General features: G+C 47.3%; 21 protein-coding genes. 11 read left to right on the top strand and 10 right to left on the bottom strand.

The window, feature by feature from the left end:
* Positions 1 to 68: 68 nt before the first annotated feature.
* The 4 genes from NTW12_14925 to NTW12_14910 form a co-directional block, all read right to left on the bottom strand.
* Positions 69 to 380: a hypothetical protein gene (locus tag NTW12_14925; protein MCX5847623.1), complete on the bottom strand. Its 312-nt coding sequence runs from the start codon at positions 378 to 380 to the stop codon at positions 69 to 71.
* Positions 381 to 427: 47 nt separating this feature from the next.
* A complete protein-coding gene (locus tag NTW12_14920) occupies positions 428 to 760 on the bottom strand; it encodes a type II toxin-antitoxin system RelE/ParE family toxin (protein ID MCX5847622.1) in 333 nt (110 codons plus the stop codon).
* Positions 754 to 933, bottom strand: coding sequence for a hypothetical protein (locus tag NTW12_14915; GenBank protein ID MCX5847621.1), 180 nt, complete (start codon positions 931 to 933; stop codon positions 754 to 756). The genes NTW12_14920 and NTW12_14915 overlap by 7 nt, the downstream gene beginning before the upstream one ends.
* Positions 934 to 1,117: 184 nt before the next feature.
* Positions 1,118 to 1,315, bottom strand: a complete 198-nt coding sequence (locus tag NTW12_14910; protein ID MCX5847620.1) for a hypothetical protein — start codon at positions 1,313 to 1,315, stop codon at positions 1,118 to 1,120.
* Positions 1,316 to 1,555: 240 nt separating this feature from the next.
* Here NTW12_14910 and NTW12_14905 point away from each other — a divergent pair, with 240 nt between their 5' ends.
* The gene (locus tag NTW12_14905; GenBank protein ID MCX5847619.1) at positions 1,556 to 2,500 is read left to right on the top strand and encodes a WYL domain-containing transcriptional regulator; all 945 of its coding nucleotides are present in this window, start codon (positions 1,556 to 1,558) and stop codon (positions 2,498 to 2,500) included.
* Between the two features lie 533 nt (positions 2,501 to 3,033).
* A complete protein-coding gene (gene rpsA, locus NTW12_14900; protein ID MCX5847618.1) occupies positions 3,034 to 4,254 on the top strand; it encodes a 30S ribosomal protein S1 in 1,221 nt (406 codons plus the stop codon).
* A 91-nt stretch (positions 4,255 to 4,345) separates the two neighbouring features.
* Here the strand turns inward: rpsA and NTW12_14895 are convergent, their stop codons facing one another.
* From NTW12_14895 to NTW12_14870, 6 genes are all read right to left on the bottom strand, one after another.
* A complete protein-coding gene (locus NTW12_14895; protein MCX5847617.1) occupies positions 4,346 to 5,029 on the bottom strand; it encodes an MBL fold metallo-hydrolase in 684 nt (227 codons plus the stop codon).
* Between the two features lie 74 nt (positions 5,030 to 5,103).
* Positions 5,104 to 5,961 (bottom strand): DUF4384 domain-containing protein, encoded by an 858-nt coding sequence (locus NTW12_14890; protein MCX5847616.1) that lies wholly within the window; start codon positions 5,959 to 5,961, stop codon positions 5,104 to 5,106.
* Positions 5,955 to 6,914 (bottom strand): dihydroorotate dehydrogenase, encoded by a 960-nt coding sequence (locus NTW12_14885; GenBank protein MCX5847615.1) that lies wholly within the window; start codon positions 6,912 to 6,914, stop codon positions 5,955 to 5,957. Before NTW12_14885 ends, NTW12_14890 begins: the two co-directional genes overlap by 7 nt.
* A 129-nt stretch (positions 6,915 to 7,043) precedes the next feature.
* On the bottom strand, positions 7,044 to 7,853 hold the full coding sequence (locus NTW12_14880; GenBank protein MCX5847614.1) for a dihydroorotate dehydrogenase electron transfer subunit: 810 nt from the start codon (positions 7,851 to 7,853) through the stop codon (positions 7,044 to 7,046).
* Positions 7,854 to 7,867: 14 nt separating this feature from the next.
* On the bottom strand, positions 7,868 to 8,359 hold the full coding sequence (gene rimI / locus NTW12_14875) for a ribosomal protein S18-alanine N-acetyltransferase (GenBank protein ID MCX5847613.1): 492 nt from the start codon (positions 8,357 to 8,359) through the stop codon (positions 7,868 to 7,870).
* Between the two features lie 169 nt (positions 8,360 to 8,528).
* Positions 8,529 to 8,936: a PTS sugar transporter subunit IIA gene (locus NTW12_14870; protein MCX5847612.1), complete on the bottom strand. Its 408-nt coding sequence runs from the start codon at positions 8,934 to 8,936 to the stop codon at positions 8,529 to 8,531.
* Positions 8,937 to 9,347: 411 nt separating this feature from the next.
* Between NTW12_14870 and NTW12_14865 the strand changes: the two genes are divergently transcribed.
* From NTW12_14865 to NTW12_14825, 9 genes are all read left to right on the top strand, one after another.
* On the top strand, positions 9,348 to 11,135 hold the full coding sequence (locus tag NTW12_14865) for a phosphoenolpyruvate carboxykinase (GTP) (protein ID MCX5847611.1): 1,788 nt from the start codon (positions 9,348 to 9,350) through the stop codon (positions 11,133 to 11,135).
* 33 nt (positions 11,136 to 11,168) lie between these two features.
* Positions 11,169 to 11,618 carry an NUDIX hydrolase gene (locus tag NTW12_14860; GenBank protein ID MCX5847610.1) on the top strand — a complete coding sequence of 150 codons (450 nt, stop codon included), beginning with the start codon at positions 11,169 to 11,171 and terminating at the stop codon, positions 11,616 to 11,618.
* A 118-nt stretch (positions 11,619 to 11,736) separates the two neighbouring features.
* A complete protein-coding gene (gene recC, locus NTW12_14855; GenBank protein ID MCX5847609.1) occupies positions 11,737 to 14,952 on the top strand; it encodes an exodeoxyribonuclease V subunit gamma in 3,216 nt (1,071 codons plus the stop codon).
* A 2-nt stretch (positions 14,953 to 14,954) separates the two neighbouring features.
* Positions 14,955 to 18,659: an exodeoxyribonuclease V subunit beta gene (recB, locus tag NTW12_14850; protein ID MCX5847608.1), complete on the top strand. Its 3,705-nt coding sequence runs from the start codon at positions 14,955 to 14,957 to the stop codon at positions 18,657 to 18,659.
* Between the two features lie 250 nt (positions 18,660 to 18,909).
* Positions 18,910 to 20,766 (top strand): exodeoxyribonuclease V subunit alpha, encoded by a 1,857-nt coding sequence (recD, locus tag NTW12_14845; GenBank protein ID MCX5847607.1) that lies wholly within the window; start codon positions 18,910 to 18,912, stop codon positions 20,764 to 20,766.
* Between the two features lie 317 nt (positions 20,767 to 21,083).
* Positions 21,084 to 21,284, top strand: a complete 201-nt coding sequence (locus tag NTW12_14840) for a cold-shock protein (GenBank protein ID MCX5847606.1) — start codon at positions 21,084 to 21,086, stop codon at positions 21,282 to 21,284.
* Between the two features lie 324 nt (positions 21,285 to 21,608).
* Positions 21,609 to 22,091, top strand: coding sequence for a cyclic nucleotide-binding domain-containing protein (locus tag NTW12_14835; GenBank protein ID MCX5847605.1), 483 nt, complete (start codon positions 21,609 to 21,611; stop codon positions 22,089 to 22,091).
* A gap of 280 nt (positions 22,092 to 22,371) precedes the next feature.
* Positions 22,372 to 22,770 (top strand): cyclic nucleotide-binding domain-containing protein, encoded by a 399-nt coding sequence (locus NTW12_14830; GenBank protein ID MCX5847604.1) that lies wholly within the window; start codon positions 22,372 to 22,374, stop codon positions 22,768 to 22,770.
* 468 nt (positions 22,771 to 23,238) lie between these two features.
* Positions 23,239 to 23,820: an MBL fold metallo-hydrolase gene (locus tag NTW12_14825; protein MCX5847603.1), complete on the top strand. Its 582-nt coding sequence runs from the start codon at positions 23,239 to 23,241 to the stop codon at positions 23,818 to 23,820.
* Positions 23,821 to 23,917 lie beyond the last annotated feature (97 nt).

Here is a 23,917-nt window from a genome sequence, read left to right as displayed (position 1 = left end):
TTTGAGCATCCAATCAGGTTGATTTTTTCTCACAATCCGGTAGGGTGGAGTTATGTAGCGCGTTATGTTTAACTCATCCCCAAATCTGCACGGTCAAACAAATATTTCCCTGTTGTGTCTCGAACCACTTTTAACCCATGCGCTTCGCGTAAGTGCGGTTTGTGGTTTGGGTAACCTTTGTATATAGTGTACCCAAGGTCAATAGCAATTAGCTTATCTTTATATTCTCCATCCATGAGAAGTTCATCGACCTTTGCAGCTCCCGACGTTGTCTCATGACCAAGCCAATTTCTACCATCTTTGTCTGGATACTTCGATCTGTCAATTATCTTTTCTCTTGTTTTAGCACGATCCGTCCTGATGCTTCTGTCGGTACTCATAATATCTCCTTAATGTAATATGCCTGTGTCTGACCTTCTTTGCATGATCATTCTTTGCGTATTTTCATGGATGCGCACGGTTCCTGTATGGTATAAAGATCCGTCGATGTAAGCTCCTGTTTTCCATGAATAATACCCAAAATGTAAATGTGGTCCGGCTTGATTTCGTAAATGATCCTGTAGGAATAGGCGAATATTTCTCGAATCTTCTCGTTATCGGTTTCAGGAACAACCCGGCCGATCATCGGAAATTTATTCAATGTATCCGTTTTTTCAACGATATCCCGCGTGACTTTTTTAGCGTAATATTTCGAATTTGATGCAATAAAGTTGTGAATGGACTTTAAATCAGCTTTTGCCGGATTGGTCCAGATCACCATGACTCGATTTCCCGTTTTAAGTCTTCAATTGAGATTGTTTCACCTCTTTCAGCCGCCTCTCTGCCTTTCCGAATTTTATCGACAACATAGAGCCGGTACATAATCGTGTCGATGTCTGCCGTCTCTGGTATCTTTGCGATCACATTCAATGCTTCCTGTTTTAACGTATCCATAACTTTGCCCTCCTTCATATGTCTAAACATATTATAGCATAAAAAATTTTATTTCCTTTAAAATATGAATGTTCTGAGTAGTCGAGCATTTCTTGGCTGCGTGCCGAATCCCTCTTTTTTTTAGGGTAAATCAATGCTCAAGAGGATGCTCAAGCTATAATTTGAGCATCCAAGCAGAATTGATTTAGTGATTCAATTTGATCATTGAGTTCCAATCAGGTTGCCCTTTTCTTACGATACGGTAAGATGGAGCCTCATCGTTGAAGAAAACAAAATCTCCATGAAGCAAAGCTTCTTCCAGTATCACATAATAAGCAACCGCAAACTGGTGCTCCTTCAATTTAGCCTGAATTTCCTCAAGAGTAACGAAGCTGTCTGGCATCTTATCACCTCCTTACAGTAGTTTGACTTGACCTCATCCCTGAAGTCAAGCTCTGATCCCCTTCTTCCTGCCTGGACCAGGGGTCTTTAATGTAAATGGAGTCCGGCTCTACTCGATTTCCCCTTTCTTTTTCATTGACCTTAGAAAGTTGTCCCGTATAATTCAATTGCCAAACGACAAACGCAGGTCGCATTATTTTCGGGATGTCATTTTTTCTTTGAGGACAGGAGGGAGCAAACGATGAGCCGTGATCGAAGTACACAGACGAAACTGATCCGCCTGGGCCAGATCCTCAGAGTCTTCATGGAGAAGGAGAAGGTCTCCAGCACTTGGCTGAGTCAGCACTTCCAGACGACCCCCCGGACGATCCAGCGGGATCTCCTGTTGCTGAAGGAATCCGGCTTTCCTCTGCATGAAGTTCAGAAAGGAATCCATCAGATGAGCAAGGACCTGGTGAAGAACCTGGAGGTCTTTGACGACACGGAGCTGGCCCTGGTTGTGGCCCTGAAGAATATTGTGGGGCAGTTGGGCCAGCCTTTCCAGGAGGCAGCCGACGGTGTCTTGGACCGTCTGTATGACTGCGTGACAACCATGCCCATCTTTGTGAAGATCGATGACGCCGTTCCTCTGGATGGTTCCCTTCTAAACCGGATGGTAAAGGCCATCCGGGAGAAGAGACAAGTCGGCTTCCAGTATGTCACCGGAAAGGGACCTCATACTGTCCAGATGGATCCCTACCGGGTCGTCTATTTCGGCGGTTTCTGGTATCTCATCGGGAATGAGCCCGCCACGGGTATCCTCAAGCGTTATGCTCTGGACAAGATCGGGGATTTCAGATTGTCAAAAACCCTCTTCAAAGGTGCCCCGGCGGATTTGGATACCGTCCTTCGGAGCAGCACCAATATTTGGTTTGCCGAAGAGATGAACCTGGAAGTCACGGTTCTGATCGATGCCCAGGTCAGCCATTATTTCAAGCGCCGGAAGATGTTCCCGACCCAGGAAATCAAAGAGGAAAAGCCGGACGGGTCACTGGTCGTCACCTTCAGGGTTGGCCACTACGAGGCCATACGCAATATTCTCAAGTCCTGGATCCCCAATATTGTGCTCCTGGCACCAGAGGATTTCAGAGTGTCACTGATAGAGGATGTAACGGGATGGCTGAAGCGGCAGGATGGTATAGTGTAGTTCGTTTTGAGGAAAATTTGGAGACAGATAATAAGATTCTTATTTGTAGAAAACACAATCGAAGATTTGCCACATTTCAACCGCAATTCAATAAACTGAGATGATGCTTGCTACTGAAGACTGGTAGATGAAGCATATTCATATTTTTTATCCAATAATGCACATACAAGATATTTTGAAATAAGTCGGTTTGATATTTTGCCGTATTTAGGAATAGTGGAATGGATTCAATTTGCAATATCCTCTGGACAGGATGAATTAAAAACATATTGACCCTAATCAACATAGAAGATAATCCTGTAAATAAACTAGGTATTTAGCAAAAGACAATACAATGCAGACGAAGTCATTTCATTTATTTGCAATATTATCCCCCTTCAGAAATCCGGCTGTCAATTTATAAAATTGAAAAATACGGCAGAACACTATATGATCGGACATGTCATTGATTCATGCCTGAGTATCTTTCCAGAAGAACATTAAGAATTCAGACATGCATGATGATAATTAAATTAAAACAGGAATAATGTCATATGGTTGAAGATAGAAAGAATGAGCCAAATGAAGAAATGAGTTTTGCGGAGTTATTCGACAAAACTGAGGTGCGAAGAGATTTTTTAACGCCGGGTGAGAAGATTGAAGCTACCATCGTCAAAATTACCCAGGATTGGATTTTCCTCGATCTGGGAGGAAAGAGTGAAGGATATATGGACAGAAAAGAATTAGCCGATGAAGATGGCAATCTGTCTGTAAAAGAAGGCGATTCACTTACAGCCTATTTTCTCTCATCGAAGCATAATGAAAAACTCTTTACGACCAGGATAGGCACAGGTGATTCAGCACGAACCCACATAGAAGAGGTCTGGCGAAACGGGATTCCCATCGAGGGTGTTGTAGAAAAAGAAATCAAAGGAGGATTCGATATCAAGCTGGTAGGCGAAATGCGGGGTTTTTGCCCGTATTCCCAGATGGACATCCAGCGGGTTGATAATGCGAAAGACTATATTGGCCGTCGCTTATCTTTCAGAATTACTGAATATGGAGAGCGTGGCCGCAATATCATTCTTTCCAACAGAGCCATTCTGGAAGAACAGAAGAAAAAAGAAGGAGAAGCACTGAAGACTACACTTAATGAGGGGATGATCGTAAAGGGAACCGTCGTTTCCATCAGGGATTTTGGCGCCTTTCTCGATATTGGCGGTTTACAGGGACTTCTCCCGATCTCTGAGATCTGCTGGGAACGGGTGGAGGATATCCAGGAGCGTCTGTCCATCGGTCAGACATTGGATGTGGCCATTACCAAGCTGGATTGGCAAAAAAACCGTATCAGCTTGTCTCTCAAAGAGACTCTGTCCGATCCCTGGAATGAAGTATTGGCAAAATACCCCGAAGGGACTTTTCATAGGGGAACAGTTGTGCGTCTGATGAAGTTCGGCGCTTTTGTAAACCTTGGTCCGGGAGTCGACGGCCTTATCCATATCTCGAAACTGGGAAAGGGCAAGAGAATTACTCATCCCAGTGATGCAGTAAAAGAAGGCCAGGCAATCGAAGTTCGGATTGATACGATAGACAGGGATCAAAAAAGGATATCCCTTTCCATACCGGAAATGGAACCGCAGGAGAGTGGATCAATCAAAAGTGAAAAAGACACTGAAGATTATTATCGTGAATATGTTGAGAAAGCCCCAGCGTCGATGGGTTCATTCGGCGATATTATGAAACGGAAACTGGAAGAAAAAAAGAAAATACGATGATTAAAATAATGGTTTTGTTTGTGATAATAAGAAGTAATCAATCAGGTAATTAAGAAATTAGTAATACTCTTTGGTACTTTTCTTCGAATTTTTACATATAATTTTTCAGGTATCCTTTGATGTAATTTTCAACTTTTTCCTTCGGCTGGAAGATTCCAAAATGTCCTTCACAAAGTATATCTGCATTGAGGGCAAGGAGTTTTTCCATCGATTTTTTCCACTGGCCGATATCTGATCGGAAAATATCTAAAAAAGGCCCATGTATATCCTGGCCGAACAGTATGCGCTTACCTGCTCTGTCAAGATAAATGGAAAGTGAACCGGGGGTATGCCCCGGGGTATGAATGCAGTGAAGTTCTTCTTCACCGAAACGAATAATTTCGTGTTCACCCGTGAGTTTACTGTCTATTGAGGTCGGCGAAAATATTGTCCCGTAACAACTTGCTGCCGTTCTCACACTATCACCTTCCTCAAGAGCGTCCGCATCGAGATCGTGCATTACGATCTTACAGCCGAATTGTTTTCTAAAATACGGAGCTGAACCTATATGGTCGATATGATTATGGGTGAGAATCAGGGTTGAAATTGATTGGGGATCAAATCCCGCATCTTCAATATTGTTTTGCAGTATCCGTGAACTTCCACCTGCACCGGCATCAATCATCACCAATTCACCGTTAAAATCGATGATAAACGACGTTGCATCATCGGAACGTGAGACATCCGGACCGCCGATGAGATAAACACCTTCGGCAATTATTCTTGTTTTCCCCATTTTCATTCACCTGCGTCATTCCCGTGCAAACGGGAATCCAGTGTTTTTCACCGTTTCCTGCCTGCAATGATTCGCTACTGCCCCGTTTTTATCGTCATGCGTTCCTCGAAAAACTCGGAGGTGTGAGCCTTGCCGCCATCAACTTTTTCTTTTAGTTTAATGCCCCTCGTTTTAATTCCAATATCCTTTTCTGCGGTCATCACCTGATAAACACCGCTTCCTTTCGATAAATTGATATCACCTAAGGCAGACGTGCTCGAATAAAGAATAATATGTTCTTCACCAAAGGGCGGACTAACCTCCAGTTCAAACCTGTCATTACCTGATGGTATTTCGTATATTACACCGCCATTGAAGTAGTTTTCAGTCCTGTACGGATTGGGGAGAAGCTGCACAATTTCCCCCTTTACATCCCTGTAATGGACACGCGCATAAAACGGCTTGTTTCCCTGAATATATATCTTTATTTTATCTCCCTTTTTAAATACTTTTTTATCTGTCCAGAGGCGGACGTTTAAGGGCAAACCGGGATTATCGTAAGAAACCTTACCGGTGATGATTTCTTTTACCGCCTTCTCATCCGGAATCACCTCTGCTTTTATCTTTGTCTTGAAACAATCCCCTGATCGTTCATCTTTGTACCAGCGGTTTTCCTTCACTTCCAAAACCTTCACGGACGCTTTAGAATATGCCTTGATCATATCTTCTTCAATCTGTAAGTCTTTGACTTTCGTTTCACTCTTTACATAGGTGATGGCATACTCAACGGCGTTTCTCTTTGCATCTGCCATGGCCGTCTGTTCGGTTTGTTTTCTCGATTTATCCTCCCCCATGCAGGCATAGCCTTCCGTATCCATAATAGTGGACTGAACCGCATAGGCGTTCGAAACGATAAGTATGCTCACTAATATTGAAAGAAAAGTTTTTAACATATTTTACCTCCCTCATTAAGCGTTCCGATCAATTCATTGACATCCGGTATATTATGACTTGTCAGATAATTTTCAATGCCATCGATAATATCAAGTGTAGCGCGAGGATTGATGAAATTAGCAGTGCCAATCTGAACTGCTCGTGCGCCCACGATCAGAAATTCTAAAGCATCGCGAGCAGTCACGATACCTCCAACACCGATTACGGGTATTTTAACACGCTTAACCACCTGCCAGACCATCCTCAGGGCGATCGGTTTTATAGCCGGACCGGAAAGCCCGCCTGTGATGTTCCCCAGATGGGGAGTCCTTTGTTCAATGTCTACAGACATACCCGTCAAAGTATTAATGAGAGATATTGCATCTGCTCCTGCGTCCTCTACACTTTCCGCAATCAAACAAATATCGGTTACATTGGGGGTTAATTTGACTATGACGGGCAATTTCGTTACACGTTTTACCTCTTTGGTAACCTCATGCGCCATATCTGGATCAGCGCCAAAGATCATTCCGCCCTTTCTTACATTAGGGCAGGAAATATTAATCTCCAGACCATGAACTCCTTCCGTCGAGCTCAATATTTCTGCAACCTTTTTGAATTCGTCAATGGTTTCGCCATAGACATTGACAATAACAGCAGTATTGAGCTTTCTGAGGAAAGGGAGCTTTTCATTTATGAATATATTTACACCGGGATTTTCCAATCCAATGGCGTTGAGCATCCCGCAGGAAGTTTCCATAATCCTCGGTGGTGGATTGCCGGCTCTCGGCTCCAGTGATATGCCCTTTACAATGACGGCGCCCAAACGGTCTATATCAAGATACGGAGCGTACTCCTCACCGTAGCCAAATGTTCCGGAAGCAGTCATCACCGGATTCTTAAGAGTTAATCCTCCAATAGTAACCGCCATCATCGGCTTACAAGTATTAGATAGATTCATCTTTCTTTTCATAGATGGGCGTTTCGTGAATTCACTGTCATTTCGACCGAAGGGAGAAATTGTATAAGTTATAAGATTGCCGCGTCGCTTCGCTCCTCGCAATGACATTTTGTATATATATTTTAAGGTCTCGGTGAAACATCAACTCCATGCAATGTCTTCTATGTTAAATACCGGTCCATCTTTGCATACACGCACATGCGCGTCCCTCCCGTTTTTATCTTTTGATCTTACCGTACAGCCAAGGCAAGCCCCAACACCACATGCCATACGTTCCTCGATCAATACATGGCAAGGAATTGGATTTTTTACCAGCAGATCTGATAACCGTTTCAACATGGGTCCGGGTCCACATGCATAAATTATCGAATTTTCCGGATCATACATTGATATATTTTTAGAGAACACGTCAGTAATAACTCCATGATACCCTATGCTGCCATCATCCGTACTTATAAAAATATCGGAAGATAATTCTTTGATTTTTTCGACTTCAACAAGCGCCAACGCACTTGTTGCGCCACAATAAAAGATGAGCTCTACGTTTCCGGCATCGACAATCCTTCTGTAATTCGACGCCAGAAATGCAATGGGCGCGATCCCGATTCCTCCACTTATAAGTACGACCTTTGTAGCATGCGGAAAAACAAAAACATCGAATGCGTGACCATACGGACCAAATATCTCTAACGAATCACCCCTTTTGAGCATTGACAGAAATAACGTTCCTTTCCCGACAACCTTATAAAGTATTTCAACTATTACTTTAGTTTCTCTCCGTTCAAATGCATAAACACTGAACGGTCTTCCCAGAAGAGGATCACTACGCCCTTTATCCCGCACCATGACAAATTGTCCGGGCCGAGGTGTCTGGAATGATCCTGATAGTTTCATGGAGAGTAAAAAATGCCCATCTGTTATTCGCTTGTTTTTAACGATTATGCCATTCATGATAAACTCATAGTTTATGGTTTACGACTAAATTGCAAACTTTTTTTCAGGTCCGCGCACATAATCATGGCATCCTCTCCGGATTCAGCATAATAGTGTGGTCTTACACTGGTCACCGTAAAACCAAATTTTTCGTATAATTTTTTCGCACTTTCATTCGATCTGCCTACCTCGAGCGTACAACAGGCAGCACCTTCTTCATATGCAAGTCTGATCATCTCAGTCATAAGCGCTGACGCGATTCCTGTTTTCCTTAAATCATTCCTCACCGTTATTTTATGAATTTGAATCTCTCCGGCAATGACCCAGTACGTCATATATCCTGCAATATCATAAATATAAGTCTTGTATATTTTCGCAATAAGGTTTCGAGAAATAGGCAATTGAAGTTCCCGTACAAATATATCCCGCGACCATGGTGCAGAAAAAGATGAATTCTCAATGGTCAAGACTTCATCGATATCTCTCATCACCATACGTGTGATTTCAATTAACTGTTGATTCATTTGTCTGTGGCGCGTACAGCCTTAGAAAAACAATGTGGAGAGCAATGTCTTGTGGTAATTTGTGTATTTTATTCATGCCGGAATGGTCATGATAAATTAATATTGATGGAATCCGCAGCGAGTTAATTCCCCGCAGCGGGCTGCGTGGAGCCTCACTATGAGATGATTTTCATTCCACCTTTTTACTTAATACCTCGCTCGCTAAATATATATTTTTTTTACCATATTCTTTGATATATAGGGCAAAATCTTTAAGATTCATTTCCTGTCTCTTATCGTAAAGTTTTAACAGCATCGGTAAATTAACACCGGTTACAACTTCCAATTTTCCTTCTTTAAGGAAAGACAGAGAAATATTTGAAGGCGTACCACCGAAAAGATCTGTAAGTATCAGTACTCCCTGGCCCTGTTCCAGCTTTTTAATGGATGAGCTTATTCGCTTTTTTATTTCCTCCATTCCATTTGTCTGATCAACAGAGATGTAGCTTACGCCCTCTAATTTCCCCTTGATGAGCTCAGCCGCTTTTATTAGCTCACTTCCCAGGTTGCCATGGGTTGTTATAATAACGCCGATCATTATTTATCTCCCGAACGTTTTCTTTCGCTGCGTAAGCTAATTTATTGCCTGTCAATTGTCAAGACTCATTTCAGGATTAAACCGATCGCGCATTGTTATTTATTCTCAAGAAGCGGAACGAAATACCTGCATGATATATTTATTAATAATAACAATTACTTTCAATTACATTCTTGAAGCGTATGAATACTCTCATTGAGATTGTTTTCTTCTTGACACAAAAACCCCTCTTCTCTATACTCTCTGCGCTTTAAATAAGGCACTTGCCAAGTTAATAGTCAGTGAAAACCTTTCGTCGCTTTCATGATATCGTCCATGTCAACTCTATTATGAAAACAAAGGTTTCTACGGCACTTCACTGCAGTGCGATAGATAAAATATAATTAATTCATTCTATAAGGAAGGATAGTTATGACATCAAACCAGAAACTTATTAAGTGGGTAAAGGAAATGGCGGATATGTGCAAGCCGGATCGCATTCACTGGTGCGACGGATCACAGGAAGAATATGATGCAATGTGTGATCTTATGCTTAAGTCCGGTACTTTTATCAAACTTAACGAGGAGGAACGACCAAATTGTTTCCTTTGTAAATCAGATCCTGCCGATGTAGCACGGGTCGAAGAAAGGACTTTTGTCTGTTCAAAAAAGGAAGAAGATGCCGGACCTACGAATAACTGGTGCGACCCTGTCGAGATGAAAAATACCCTCACAAGATTTTTTAACGGGTGCATGAAAGGGCGAACCATGTACGTTATCCCTTTCAGCATGGGGCCTTTAGGTTCCAATATCGCCCATATCGGTATAGAAATAACTGATTCGCCATACGTCGTCTGCAACATGAGAATCATGACCCGTATGGGTAAAGCTGTTCTTGATGTCCTCGGGCCGGATGGAGATTTTGTCCCCTGCCTGCACTCTGTCGGCAAGCCCCTCAATCCCGGTGAAAAGGATGTTCCGTGGCCGTGTAATGAGCAGAAATATATCGTTCATTTCCCTGAGGACAGGGAAATCTGGTCTTTCGGAAGCGGTTATGGCGGCAATGCACTCTTAGGCAAAAAGTGCTTTTCCCTCCGCATCGCATCAGTAATGTCGCGTGACGAAGGCTGGATGGCCGAACATATGCTGATACTGGGCATTACTTCTCCCAGTGGTGTTAAAAGATACTTAACCGGCGCCTTCCCCAGCGCCTGCGGCAAGACCAATCTCGCTATGCTGATACCCACAATTCCCGGATGGACAGCGGAATGCGTCGGAGATGATATTGCCTGGATGAAGTTCAGCAAGGAGGATGGAATGCTTCACGCCATCAATCCCGAATACGGTTTCTTCGGCGTTGCGCCGGGTACATCCATGGAATCCAATCCGAACGCCATGCTGAGCATGACAAAAAATTCAATTTTTACTAATGTTGCATTGACCCCCGATGGTAACGTCTGGTGGGAGGGAATGACAAAAGAAGCACCGGAAAAGCTTATTGACTGGAAAGGGCAGGAATGGACACGGGGTTGTGGTCGATTAACGTCCCATCCCAATGCTCGATTCACCGCTCCGGCAGGCCAGTGTCCGGTAATCGATCCTGCATGGGAAGACCCGAAGGGCGTCCCAATATCCGCATTTCTCTTTGGCGGACGTCGCGCCACTATCCTCCCGCTCGTTTTTGAGGCTTTCAATTGGCAGCATGGCACCTTTATGGGTTCCATCGCCAGTTCCGAAAAAACCGCGGCGGCGGCGGGAAAGGTCGGCGAAGTGCGCAGAGATCCCTTCGCGATGCTTCCCTTCTGCGGCTACCACATGGGAGATTATTTCAAACACTGGCTTGAAATGGGGAAGAAAGGTGATCCAAGTAAGCTCCCCAGAATCTTCTATGTAAACTGGTTCCGTAAAACATCTGACGGCAGGTGGTTATGGCCGGGTTACGGTGAAAACAGCCGCATCCTCAAATGGATTTTCGAGAGGATCGAGGGAACGGGAAAAGCCATTGAGACTCCCATCGGTTATGTGCCTGCGCCCGGCGCCATCGATACTTCAGGACTCAATGTGTCTTCCGAGGATATTGCAGAACTTCTGAAGGTGGATGTTAATGATTGGCGCATTGAGGTTGAAAATATTAAAGAATACTACAGTCAATTTGGCGATAAGCTTCCGCAAGGTCTCAAAGATGAATTGAATGCCCTTGAGAAGAGGTTATCAAAGTAAAAAGCTGCATTTTCAATATATTTTGGATGTATAATGAGCACCAAAACCAAAAAGAGTTGCGAAAACTGCGGTGCAGAAACAGAAGGTTATCTCAATCCCCTTCCCACAGTGGATATCATTATTGAACTGGACAACCAGGGTATTCTGCTCATTAAGCGGAAAAATATTCCCTTCGGGTGGGCCATTCCGGGGGGCTTTGTTGACTATGGAGAATCCCTTGAGGATGCCGCTGTAAGAGAAGCAAAGGAAGAAACCGGGCTCGATGTAAAACTGATCAAACAGCTGCACACCTACTCAAGGCCGGACAGGGACCCCCGCCACCATGCCATTTCCACCGTCTATTTCGCAAAGGCAAGCGGACAGCCGCGTGCCGCAGATGATGCCGCAGAAGTGGGCATCTTTACGAGGGATAACCTGCCCTCCCCTATTGCGTTTGACCATAAAGAAATTCTTGCGGATTATTTTGCGCTGAAGAAAATGTAAACGATAACGCCTTCACCCCTCTTTGTCATTCCTGCGGAAGCAGGAATCAAGTATTTAAACAACATGGATTCCGGATCAAGTCCGGAATTACAGTTTGTACATTCCAGGTAATGAATTCATGCCGGGCTTAACGCTCTATACAAGCAACCGGATGGAAATTCTGGTGAAGCTTCTTGCGGATGTCCTGAAGGTTCCCCTGAATCACCCGCTTGCGAGTGAAATTATCCTCGTCCAGAGCAAAGGCATGGAACGCTGGCTCTCCATGGAGCTGTCACAACGCAACGGCATTTGCGCGAATGTCCGCTTCCCCTACCCGATTCATTTCGTCCATAACCTCTTTCAGGAAATACTCCCGGATGTGCCCGATCATTCGCCATACGAACCCATGATCATGTCCTGGGATGTCATGCGCGTCCTTCCATCCATGCTTGACAATCCCGAGTTTCAGGCCATCAAGACCTATTTTGGAGGAGCCGATATTGACCTTAAACTGTTTCAGCTCTCCGTGAGGATCGCCGATCTCTTCGACCAGTACCTTCTCTTCAGGCCTGACATGATTCTCAATTGGGACCGGGGCATAGAAGATCAATGGCAGGCAATACTCTGGCGGAAACTCGTCAAGGAGAAGGGAAAGGTTCACCGGGCAGCGCTCCATGATAGTTTTCTCCGGGCCATGCGGGATTCGCATAAAGAGTTCAGGACCGTTCCCGAGAGAATTTCCATTTTCGGCATCTCGGCCCTTCCTCCGTTTTACATTCAGATTCTCGCGGCCGTTTCATCCGTGATCAACGTCAATCTTTTTTTGATGAACCCATGCCGTGAATTCTGGGGAGACATCGTTTCCGACCGGGAAATGAACCGGTATGTAAGCGGACAGAAAGGAGGGGATGTTCTCCCCGGAGAACTGTATCTGGAAGTGGGTAATCGCCTGCTTGCTTCCATGGGCGCACTTGGCCGGGAGTTCTTTCACATGATCGGTGAAATCCAGTGCGAAGAGGCGACCGCATTCGAAGATCCGGGAGAAAATACACTCCTTGCCGCGATCCAGTCCGACATCCTGAATTTGAGGGAACGGAAGAGCACAGGCGCACTCCCCTTCCCCGAAGCTGATGACTCCCTGCAGGTTCACTCCTGTCATAGTCCGCTCAGGGAGATTGAGGTGTTGCAGGACTCGCTCCTTGCCATCTTTGCGAACCACCCTGATATTCGCCCCGACGACGTCCTGGTCATGATCCCGGACATTGAGCTTTACGCGCCGTTCATTCAGGCAATCTTTTCCATCCCTCCCGATGATTCGCGATGTCTTCCCTTCACCATCGCCGACAGGGGGCTGCTTAATGAAAGCGGCCTCATCGACACATTTCTCAAACTATTAGACCTGGCGGGAAGCCGGTATGAAGTCTCCGGTGTGCTTGATCTTCTGGAAGCGGATACCGTGCGCACCAAATTTTCTCTAACCGAAGAAGACCTGGCGCTCATTCACCACTGGATTCGCGAAACCGGCATCCGCTGGGGGATAGACGCCCAAAACAAAGAAACGCTGGGTCTGCCGGCGTATTCCTCGAACACATGGCGGGCCGGACTTGACAGGATGCTCCTCGGGTATGCCATGCCGGCCGGTTCCGAAGACACTCTTTTCATGGGAATCCTTCCTTTCAACGGCATCGAAGGCGGAAGCACGGAAATCCTCGGTCATTTTCTGCAATTCACGGAAACGTTTTTCCGGTTCATGGCAGCGCTCGAAGAAAAGAAAACCCTGAATGAGTGGGGGGATTTTCTCATCGAGATCCTTGAAGCATTCTTTTCCGATGATGAAAATCAGTTGAGGGACATCCAGGCGATCCGGCGAGTCATTCATAACCTTCCGGACATACAGGCGTCCTGCGGATTCGCGGAGAAAATCGGCCTCGATGTGATCAAAGCCTGGCTCAAGCAAAACCTGAAAGAGAGTGGATTCGGCGCCGGTTTCCTGACCGGCGGCGTGACCTTTTGCACCATCCTCCCCATGAGGAGTATCCCCTTCAAGGTCATCTGCCTGATCGGCATGAACGATGCTTCCTATCCCCGGCAATCTCGCAAGCTCGGATTTGACCTCATGGCAGCTTCTCCCCGGATCGGCGACCGCTCGCGTCGTATGGACGACCGTCATCTCTTCCTCGAAGCCATACTGTCGGCCCGGCAGAAGCTCCATATCAGCTATGTCGGCCGGAGCATGAAAGACAACAGCAACCGTCCCCCATCGGTACTGGTGAGCGAACTCCTGGATTATATCGAAGAGGGATTCGGTGAAACCGTCCGGGAGGGAATTGTCTCTCAACATCGCCTCCAAGCGTTCAGTCCCGCTTATTTCGCTGGTATTGGAAAGCTTTTCAGCTATTCCGCCGAAAATCTCCGGGCGGCGCAAAGCGCCGTGTCAGGCCGCAAGGTGACCGCTCCATTCATACCGACCGGACTTTCCGAACCCGAAGAGGAATGTAAAATGATCAAGCTGGAATCATTGGGTTATTTCTTCTCAAACCCGGCGAGATTTCTTCTTAGACACCGGCTGGGCATCCACCTCCTTGAAGAACCTGCCATTATGGATGAGAGCGAACCGTTTGAACTGAACAAGCTGGAACAGTATCTCATGAGGCAAGAACTTGTCGCCAGAGCCCTTGAGGAGAAACCGCTCCGTGATGTGTATCCCCTCATGCAGGCATCGGGAAGGCTGCCCCACGGGTCACCCGGCCTCTGTTGCTATGACGACCTGTGCACATCGACCACCAATTTTATCACGAAGATTCACCCCCATATCGAAGGAGGGCAGAGAGAACCCATAGCGGTGGACATAGCCGTTGACGGTTTTCACCTGACAGGACGGCTCGTCAATGTCTATCCCGGCGGGCTGGTCTCCTACCGCCTGGCAAAGATTAAAGGCCGTGATCGGATCACAGCCTGGATTTCCCACCTTGTCCTCAATCATCTCCGCGAACAGGCAGCGGTTCGGGAGACGGTCATTGTCGGTGAAGACAGGGCGTTTAGATATTCTCAGGTGGAAGATACGGAAACGTACCTGCGAATCCTTCTCGACATTTACTGGAAGGGACTCCGTATACCCCTCCATTTTTTTCCTGAATCTTCTTTGGCCTATGCCGAACAAGCGACAAAGGTTACAGAACCGGAAAAAGCAATGAGAACAGCCAAGGGCAAATGGGAAGCCTTCGAATATGCTGAAAACGATAACCCTTACTACCGGTTGTGCTTCAGGCAGATCGACCCGCTGGATACCGAATTCCGCGAACTGGCCATGACCATATTCGAACCCATGTTAAGACACGAGGAGCCGATCAGATAAAAATGGAAGATTCACGGAATTTTGATCTCCTGAAAAGCGCCCTTGAGAAGACCAATCTGATCGAGGCGAGCGCCGGAACCGGAAAAACATATGCCATCGCCGGGGTTTTTCTGCGCCTCCTCCTTGAAAAACGGTTTTCTGTCGGCGAGATTCTCGTCGTCACCTATACGGTAGCGGCAACAGAGGAACTGCGCGACCGCATCCGCCGGACGATCCGCGCGGCCATTGATGCGTTTACAAAGGGCGGGCATGACGATCCGTTTCTTGATGGACTAGTGCGCAAGTACATAAAAAGCACCCTCACCCAACCCTCTCCCATCAAGGGAGAGGGAGAAAGTAAAGGCGTAGTGGATTCCCCTGTATCAAGCACGGGGCAGGCTTATCAATTCAGGAATGACAAAGGAGAGAAACTGCGCATTCTGAGGGCGGCGCTGAGGGATTTCGACGAGGCGCCGATCTACACAATCCATGGTTTCTGCCAGCGGGTTCTCCATGAGAACGCCTTCGAAAGTATGGGACTCTTCGACACAGAACTCGTTCCGGATGAACGCGCCCTGCACGAGGATATCGTTCAGGACTTCTGGCGCCGGCATTTTTATGAAGCGCCGCGTGAACTTGTATCTTATGCCCTGAAGAATAACTTTAAGCCACACCTATTTCTTGATTTGACCAAGGGCAGACTTTCCAATCCAGAAATGCGGATCATTCCCGCATCGTTGCCTGTTTCCCTCGATGCCCTGCCCTCTTTCAGAGGAGCGCGTGACAGGGTACTCTCGACGTGGTGGAGCGTCCGAAAGGACGTACTCACAAAACTCAAAGATCCCGGCTTGAACAAAGCAAAATACAAAAACCCGGATTCCCTTGCTGCCATAATGGACGGATATGTGGATTCGGAAGCAGCCTTACCGCTCTTAAAAGGTTTTGACAAATTCACGTCATCCGGGCTGAGAATGGGAACCAATAAAGGAAAAATAACCCCCGAACACCTTTTTTTCGACGACTGCGAAACACTCATGAACATGGCACATGTACTGGAGGCGCAGATCGAAGGACACCTGCTTTTCCTGAAATCGGACGTTTTCCGGTACCTGCGGGAGGAACTCCGGAAAAGAAAACAAAAACGAAATATCCAGTCCTTTGACGATCTCCTCATTAACCTTCGGGAAGCCCTGGACGGTATAGGCGGCCCAGAACTCGTCCGCAACATCAGGGGCCGCTACCGGGCCGCTCTCATCGATGAGTTTCAGGACACGGATCAGATCCAGTATGCCATTTTTCAGAATATATTTGGAGGCGGACAATCCCCTCTCTTTTTCATCGGAGACCCAAAGCAATCCATCTACAGCTTTCGCGGGGCCGATCTCTTCGCCTACATGCGGGCGTCGAGGCACGTCGATTTCCGCTACACGCTCACGAGTAACTGGCGATCCGAACCGGACCTGGTACGCGCCGTCAACACTATCTTCGAAAACCCCAAGAAGGACGCTTTTCTTTACGCGGAGGTTCCCTATGAAAGAGCCGAAGCGGGAGACGTAAAAGACCGGAAACGGCTGACCATTTTCGGTAGCCCCGAACCACCTTTTCACATCTGGTTTCTCAACGGTAATCTACTGGAGGCGGCAGGAGCAAAAACAAACCAGAGGCTGACGGCTGATCTCATCGTAAGATCCGTCACTGCCGAAATCTCCCGCCTTGTCAAACTGGGCAGAGAAGAAAAGGCGATGATCGGCGCCGAACCGCTGGCTGAAGGCCACATCGCCGTCCTGGTAAGAGTAAACCGGGAAGCCCGTCTTATCCAGGATGCCCTCCGGACCTGCGGCATCCACAGCGTCCTTCACAGTACAGGCAATCTTTTTGATACCCATGAAGCCCTGGAGGTGGAGCGCGTCCTTACCGCTCTCTCTGAGCCCCATTCCGAAGGCCTCATCAAGATCGCCCTTACGACCGACATGCTGGGATCAAACGGCAACGCACTGGAATCCCTAGACCACAATGAGGCCGACTGGGAAGAATGGGTCACACGGTTCCGGGAATACAATACCCTCTGGGAACGTCACGGCTTCATCGGGATGTTCCGTTATTTCCTCTCGAAAGAGAAAGTCCGCGAACGGCTCCTCGCATTTCCCGACGGCGAGCGCCGTCTGACGAACATCCTTCACCTCACGGAAGTTCTCCACACGAAATCCATTGAAAGCAAGCTGGGCATCTCCGGCATGGTTAAGTGGCTTTCCTGTCAGCGCGATCCGGATGCCCTGCGGTCGGAAGAACACGAACTCCGTCTCGAAAGCGACGCCCGTGCCGTCAGGATCGTCACTATCCACAAGAGCAAGGGACTGGAATATCCCATCGTTTTCTGCCCTTTCAACTGGGGAGATTCAAAAGACAAAAAGAGGGAATTCACCTATCACGATCCGGAAGACGACTGGCGTTTGAACCTTGTCCTTGATCCGGAGGCAGGCCCCGGCAAAACGCTTGCGGAAAGGGAAAATCTCGCGGAAAACATTCGGCTTCTCTACGTTTCTCTCACCCGCGCGAAAAACCGCTGCTACCTCGTGTGGGGGCCGTTCAAAGATGCGGGCACGTCCTCCCTTACCTATACCCTCCATCCTCCCGGAGTCGATTCATCGGATATCGTTGAGGCGACGGAAGAGAAATTTTTGAGTCTATCGAACTCTGATATCCAGGATGACCTGGAAAGTATTGCATCGAAGTCAGGCGGCGCGATCAGCGTGTACGATATGCCTGCATCCTCTGCGGAAATCTACATGCCTCCCGCTGAACTGCCGGACAATCTCACCTGCCGGAAATTTCCCGCTATCGCAGACCGGGACAGGCGCATTGCCAGTTTCTCATATCTGCTTTCGGAACGCATGGCGATACCGGCAATCGCGCCCGATGACATGGCGGATCTCCCGGATCGTGACGGCGGAACTATAGTCGCGGAAATGCCGTATCACAAAGAGCCCGTCGGCATGTTTGCCTTTCCCAGGGGTGCGAAAGCGGGCAATTGTTTGCACGACATTCTGGAGCACATCGATTTCACCGCACCGGATGGCCCGGAAACGGAAAATCTCGTGACCGTGAAATTGAAGCAGCATGGTTTTGATCTGAAATGGCAGGAGGCGGTCTGCCGGATGATCGACTCGGTTGTCACCACGCCCCTCGACCCCGCCATACATGGGCTTAATCTGTCCGTCATCCGTGACGATGACCGCCTCAGCGAGCTTGAGTTCTACTTCCCCCTAAACAGGCTGACGCCGGATACACTGCAGAACATCTTCACGCAAAGCGGCATATCGCCCCATCCGGCATTTCCCGAAAGGATCGGAAGGCTCAATTTCCAGCCGGTGCGGGGGTTCATGAAGGGCTTCATGGACCTGGTTTTCCAGTATGAAGGGCGCTTCTACCTCGTGGACTGGAAATCAAATTTCCTGGGCGCTTCTATCGAAGACTACCGGGTTGAGGCGCTTGCGGACGTCATGCGGGAGGAGCTGTACCTCCTCCAGTACCACCTCTATATCGTTGCCCTGCACCAGTACCTGAAGACGCGCCTGTCCGGTTATGACTATGAAACGCATTTCGGAGGCGTGTTTTATATCTTTCTCAGGGGCGTGAATCCGGAAACCGGATCTCATACGGGATTTTACCGGGACAGGCCGAAGAAAGACGCGATCGAATTCCTGTGTAATAATATGATTGCGAATTGACATACATTCCTTCTCCCTCTGATGCGAGAAACACCAATTTACTTCCCTCGCTTGATGGGAGGGACACCAATTTACTTCCTTCCCTTGATGGGAGGGACACCAACTTACCTTCCCTCTCTTGACGGGAGGGACACCACTTTACCTTCCCTCGCTTGATGGGAGGGACAGAGGGAGGGTGAGAAGATGATCCGTTTCCCCCTCCCCCAATCCCCAAAACACCAGGGGAGGGGAAGTTTTTGAAGAGAGCGAAATGAACTCAGCAACCATCGACAACCTCTATGAACGCCAATTCCTTTCCGAACTGGATTACCGGTTTGCCCGTTTCATCGGAAGGCTTGACCAAACGAATGATGTGAAGCTCCTCTTAGCCGCATCCCTGGTTAGCCGCTATCGAGGCGAGGGTCATATCTGTATCGATCTGTCGGAGCTTGCAGGAACCGCCTTCGAGCTTCAAGGATCGGAACCCCTGGTGTGCCCTCCCCTGGAAACCTGGCTGAATGTTCTCGATGCGAGCCCCGTTGTGGGAAGGCCCGGTGATTACCGGCCCCTTATCCTGAACGGCGCACGTCTCTATCTTTACAGATACTGGGATTATGAAAAAAGGCTCGCTGATGTATTGAAAGACCTTGCAGGCAATAAATTCGAGGCATTTGACGAACTGCACATGGAGGATAGTTTTGAGCGGATTTTCCCGCGTAGCGACAGTAACGGGGAAACAGACATTGACTGGCGGAAAATCGCTGCCTTTGCTTCTCTCAGAAATGGGTTATGCGTCATTTCCGGAGGACCGGGAACCGGCAAGACCTTCGCGGTAGCCCGGATACTTGCCCTTCTCATCGAACAAAACCGCGATGGACAGTTGAATATCGCCCTGACCGCACCCACGGGAAAGGCTGCTGGCCGACTCCAGGAATCCATAAAAAAAGCAAAGTCGGGATTGAACTGTAGTGAATCCGTGAAAACGTCCATTCCCGATGAAGCCTCAACTATCCACAGGCTCCTCGGAAGCATCCCGAATTCTCCCTCCTTCCGCTTCAACGAGGAGAACCCCCTGCCCTTCGATATCGTTATCATCGATGAGGCTTCCATGGTGGACCTTGCCCTCTTTTCCAGACTGGTACAGGCTATCCGGCCCCAATCCCGCCTCATCCTCTTGGGGGACAAGGATCAACTGGCGTCGGTCGAGGCGGGATCAGTTCTCGGCGATATCTGTGATACGGGAAATATTCACCGGTTTTCGCCTTCATTTATCGAAGACTGCCGCCGGGCAACAGGTGAAGAGATTAGCGATAGCGCATCAGGTACACCCAAGGCGGGCATGAATGATTGCATCATCCAACTGACTAAAAGCTATCGCTTCAGCACAACTAGCGGAATCCGTGCTGTTAGTCAGGCAGTGAATGCCGGCAACGGCCCGCAGGCAATCGACCTCATCCGGAACGAAAAGTACGGAGACATCCACTGGAAGAGCCTGCCCCGACCGGATGAACTGCCGCGCCGGCTCAAAGACTGGATTACGGAACGATATACCGCTTACCTGAAGGCTTCTGATCCTATGGAGGCGCTTGATCTCTTCAATCGCTCCCGTATCCTCTCTGCACTCCGGGAGGGACCGTATGGCGTCCATAACCTGAACATCGCGGTTGAGCATCTTCTGCAGAGAAAAGGACTTATCGACCGGAGCGGAAGATGGTATTCCGGACGCCCCGTCATGATCACTAAAAACGATTACAACCTGCGGCTCTTCAACGGCGATATCGGGATTACCATGATGGATCATGAGAAAAACGAGGAGATGAGGGTCTTTTTCCCGGGACTGGAAGGATCAGCCAAAAGCTTTCCGCCGCTCCGGTTGCCGGACCATGAGACGGTGTATGCCATGACCGTGCATAAAAGCCAGGGCTCTGAATTTGACGATGTCCTCCTGGTGATGCCCGACAGAGACACCCGGGTGATGACAAGGGAACTGATCTACACCGCCATTACGAGGGCGAAAGAGCGAATCCAAATCTGGGGAAAAGAAGATATTTTCTTATCAGTGATCCAGCGCAGAATAAAACGCTCATCGGGACTTCGAGATGCACTGTGGGGTGAACCAGTGGTTTAAGGTCTTCAGTCTTTCATGTACCCTGTAACACATATCACCTACCTATCCACAGAATCAGTTAAGAGTAAAAACTGCGGATTACCATTCGAAGTGTTCAATAAAAAAACCTTGCATTTCCATAAAGGATCATGTAACTTTAATTTAAGTTGATGTGCAGTACATGTTTGTTTTTACCAAATTACAGAAAAGTAGACCGCACAATCCTCAGTAATGGAAAGTGCGTTTTTTTTTATTTGCACAAACAGACTGCCAGCCGAATAGTTCGGCAAAAATTTAAATGGTTCCCTGGAGGAACCCAATACAAAGGAGAAGTAAAGATGTCAGAAGGAAAAGTTAAGTGGTTTAATGATTCAAAGGGGTTTGGCTTTATCGAGCAGGACGGTGGTAATGACGTTTTCGTGCATCATTCAGCGATCCAGGCAGATGGTTTCAAATCACTGGCCGAGGGTGATCGGGTAAGCTTCGAAGTTGTCGCCGGGGCCAAAGGTCCGGCTGCGGAAAATGTTCGCAAGCTGTAAGACTTGAGCTTCATTTTGCATTTAAAAGCTTCCCCTGTGATGGGGGGAGCTTTTTTTTGTAGAACCACTTGCCCGTGCATAGTCCCCAATGGGCAACTGCGACAATTAAAACAAACCACCCTACAACAGCATGATAGTGCTATTCAACTATCCTAGGGCGGCATTATTTCAGAAAATAAGGCTATGTGGTGTCGTTGAATTGTTTTGACATGCAAGACACCTTCACCTATACTAAAGCACACTATAAGGAAAAGTCTTATCAAATCCCTTTCAGAAAGAACGAACCGCAACTGATTCACGCAACCACAAAGAAAGGAGGGAATTATGACGACGATCCAGGAATTGAAAACATTTAAGCTATTCCATGATTTGGACGATGACGAGTTGAACAAAATAGCGCCGCTGTTCCAGGAGCGAAGCCTGAATGAAGGCACAATCTGCTTTCTGCAAGGAACTCCCGCGAGCGAGTTGCACCTTTGCCGCAGTGGTAAGGTGAACATAGTTGTCCGGCACTTTGAGGCCCCGACCATCTATGTCAAGATTCATACCGCCTTGGAGGGAGAAGTCTTTGGATGGTCTGCCCTGGTGGAACCCTATCAATATACGGCGTCCGCCATTTGCGCGGAAAAGACGGAGGAAATATACCTGAGAAAGGCGGATCTGTTTAAGCTTTTCGATCAGGTTCCGCGCATAGGCTATGTATTCATGAAGAATCTGGCGGCACTTGTCAGTTCAAGGGTGACGGACTACGGAAAGAGGCTGAGTAAGGATGTCGCTTTGGATACGCGGAACGATTATGAATGGTAGACCTTTTTGTGGGGTCTCTGACGGTAATCAGTTCGACAGGCGAACGGGAAGAGGGATTACCATTTCATCGGAAGTCTAACCCGTTCCTGCACGCTTGACTTCGAGGGTATTACCCTCTGTGCCAATATAAGTGAGACACTTCCCCCCAAATAGATTAGAGCAGAAGGGCGGGAAGGAGAAATAAAAATAAGGTTATGGAAAAGAAGGAAGGTATAATAAAACTCTGGATGAATACAGAACTTACAGAAAATTATCAAGAGGATGAAAGGAAGTAATTGTCATGATATTTCAGGAAGTAGAAATGTTTAAGGAAATCCCCTCGTATATTATGGATGAGATTGCTGAACTTGTATCGCAAGAAATATTTTCGGCGGGCTCCCAGGTTGTGCGGGAAGGTAATTTTGCCGATTTTTTCTATATACTCGAAGATGGGGAAATTGTCATTCAGAGCGAAGGGCGTCCATCTCTACCCGTAAATAAGGTGGGTTCCGTGATTGGCTGGTCTGCACTTGTTGAACCGAGACGGTACACAGCTACGGCCGTGTGTAAGAGGGAAAGCAAGGTAATTAAGATCGATGGAGATCGACTAATGCGAGTACTTGAAAAACATCCCGCTGAAGGTTTGAGGATTATGAGGCGGTTAGCAGGTGTCATAGCTTCCCGGCTTGTGCAGAGTTAACAGGACCACCTTGAATCTAAACGTAAAAAAGTCAGAGGCAATACTTCCAAGAAAGTTTGGGCCGGGGATATTTATGTGTTCTCACCTAGACTTAAGCTGACAGACAACGTCAGGTCAATTTTCTACCTGTTTATTGATATCACATATTAAGTTAGAGCTCTGTAGCTTTTTGATTATTACCCACCCGGGAATCAGCAAACTCGATCAGATCAAATTGGGGATAATCTGCGGACATAATACACATTATTTCAACAAACGGTAAAAGTTAAAATTAATCAGCATAATGAATCTGTATTATGTCCCCGGAATTTCCCCCATATGCATAACCTCCTAATGATGATTTAGTCCTAAGATCATGTACCATATTTTAAATCAGAGTTCTGTGGTTTTTTCGATTATTACAGATCGTAACCTTCTACCAGAATCTTTAGGAAGCCAAAGACCGGTCCTGAAACGACCAGGCGCGGTATGATTATCGATCCCGGCGTTAAAGCGAAGCATATTACAGAGGCTGTGGAGGAACTGAACATATCGGTCTCTTTCATTGCACTTACTCATGTGCATATTGATCACTTTAGCGCTCTTGATACCGTTAAGAATACCACGAAGGCTCAATTGGCCGCCTTTGATACCGGTAATATAAAAGCATCCCCTAAAGTAAGTCAGGTAGCAAAAGGATTGGTATTCGTTCCCTTTGAACTGCCCTTCCAGCCGGATATATTGCTGAATGATGGCGATACCATAGATATTGACGATTTACACTTCTCGGTACTTTATACACCAGGGCATAGTTCGGATAGTGTTAGTTTTTTTGGGAATGGTGTTGTCTTCAGCGGCGACACATTGTTCAGACGCGGGATTGGTGTAACCCTCCCTGGACTTTATCCTGGTTATGACGACAAACAACTGAAGGAGAGCATTCACGAAAAATTGTTGACATTGCGTGATGATACTATTGTTTATCCCGGGCACGGTGCAGCCACCACTATAGGAGAGGAACGTCGGCTTAACCGTATGCTTCAATCTGATGGCAACATTCAGACCTTCTGATTTCCGGAGCGAAGGTAATAGTTGCGACTTGAACTCTTGTATATCCAAAGGTTAATCAGATCTAACAATTACAGGAAGAGATGAGAAAAAGATCCTC

The sequence above is a fragment of the Deltaproteobacteria bacterium genome (assembly GCA_026388545.1).
Taxonomy (GTDB): Bacteria; Desulfobacterota; Syntrophia; order Syntrophales; family UBA2185; genus JAPLJS01.
Note: the sequence above shows the minus strand (reverse complement) of the source record. Positions and strands in the feature narration are given on the sequence as shown.

Excerpts from the sequence above, each read along its gene's own strand:
- NTW12_14925 (MCX5847623.1), bottom strand. The coding sequence starts at position 380 with ATGAGTACCGACAGAAGCATCAGGACGGATCGTGCTAAAACAAGAGAA.
- NTW12_14920 (MCX5847622.1), bottom strand. The coding sequence starts at position 760 with ATGGTGATCTGGACCAATCCGGCAAAAGCTGATTTAAAGTCCATTCAC.
- NTW12_14915 (MCX5847621.1), bottom strand. The coding sequence starts at position 933 with ATGGATACGTTAAAACAGGAAGCATTGAATGTGATCGCAAAGATACCA.
- NTW12_14910 (MCX5847620.1), bottom strand. The coding sequence starts at position 1,315 with ATGCCAGACAGCTTCGTTACTCTTGAGGAAATTCAGGCTAAATTGAAG.
- NTW12_14905 (MCX5847619.1), top strand. The coding sequence starts at position 1,556 with ATGAGCCGTGATCGAAGTACACAGACGAAACTGATCCGCCTGGGCCAG.
- rpsA (MCX5847618.1), top strand. The coding sequence starts at position 3,034 with ATGGTTGAAGATAGAAAGAATGAGCCAAATGAAGAAATGAGTTTTGCG.
- NTW12_14895 (MCX5847617.1), bottom strand. The coding sequence starts at position 5,029 with ATGGGGAAAACAAGAATAATTGCCGAAGGTGTTTATCTCATCGGCGGT.
- NTW12_14890 (MCX5847616.1), bottom strand. The coding sequence starts at position 5,961 with ATGTTAAAAACTTTTCTTTCAATATTAGTGAGCATACTTATCGTTTCG.
- NTW12_14885 (MCX5847615.1), bottom strand. The coding sequence starts at position 6,914 with ATGAAAAGAAAGATGAATCTATCTAATACTTGTAAGCCGATGATGGCG.
- NTW12_14880 (MCX5847614.1), bottom strand. The coding sequence starts at position 7,853 with ATGAATGGCATAATCGTTAAAAACAAGCGAATAACAGATGGGCATTTT.
- rimI (MCX5847613.1), bottom strand. The coding sequence starts at position 8,359 with ATGAATCAACAGTTAATTGAAATCACACGTATGGTGATGAGAGATATC.
- NTW12_14870 (MCX5847612.1), bottom strand. The coding sequence starts at position 8,936 with ATGATCGGCGTTATTATAACAACCCATGGCAACCTGGGAAGTGAGCTA.
- NTW12_14865 (MCX5847611.1), top strand. The coding sequence starts at position 9,348 with ATGACATCAAACCAGAAACTTATTAAGTGGGTAAAGGAAATGGCGGAT.
- NTW12_14860 (MCX5847610.1), top strand. The coding sequence starts at position 11,169 with ATGAGCACCAAAACCAAAAAGAGTTGCGAAAACTGCGGTGCAGAAACA.
- recC (MCX5847609.1), top strand. The coding sequence starts at position 11,737 with ATGCCGGGCTTAACGCTCTATACAAGCAACCGGATGGAAATTCTGGTG.
- recB (MCX5847608.1), top strand. The coding sequence starts at position 14,955 with ATGGAAGATTCACGGAATTTTGATCTCCTGAAAAGCGCCCTTGAGAAG.
- recD (MCX5847607.1), top strand. The coding sequence starts at position 18,910 with ATGAACTCAGCAACCATCGACAACCTCTATGAACGCCAATTCCTTTCC.
- NTW12_14840 (MCX5847606.1), top strand. The coding sequence starts at position 21,084 with ATGTCAGAAGGAAAAGTTAAGTGGTTTAATGATTCAAAGGGGTTTGGC.
- NTW12_14835 (MCX5847605.1), top strand. The coding sequence starts at position 21,609 with ATGACGACGATCCAGGAATTGAAAACATTTAAGCTATTCCATGATTTG.
- NTW12_14830 (MCX5847604.1), top strand. The coding sequence starts at position 22,372 with ATGATATTTCAGGAAGTAGAAATGTTTAAGGAAATCCCCTCGTATATT.
- NTW12_14825 (MCX5847603.1), top strand. The coding sequence starts at position 23,239 with ATGATTATCGATCCCGGCGTTAAAGCGAAGCATATTACAGAGGCTGTG.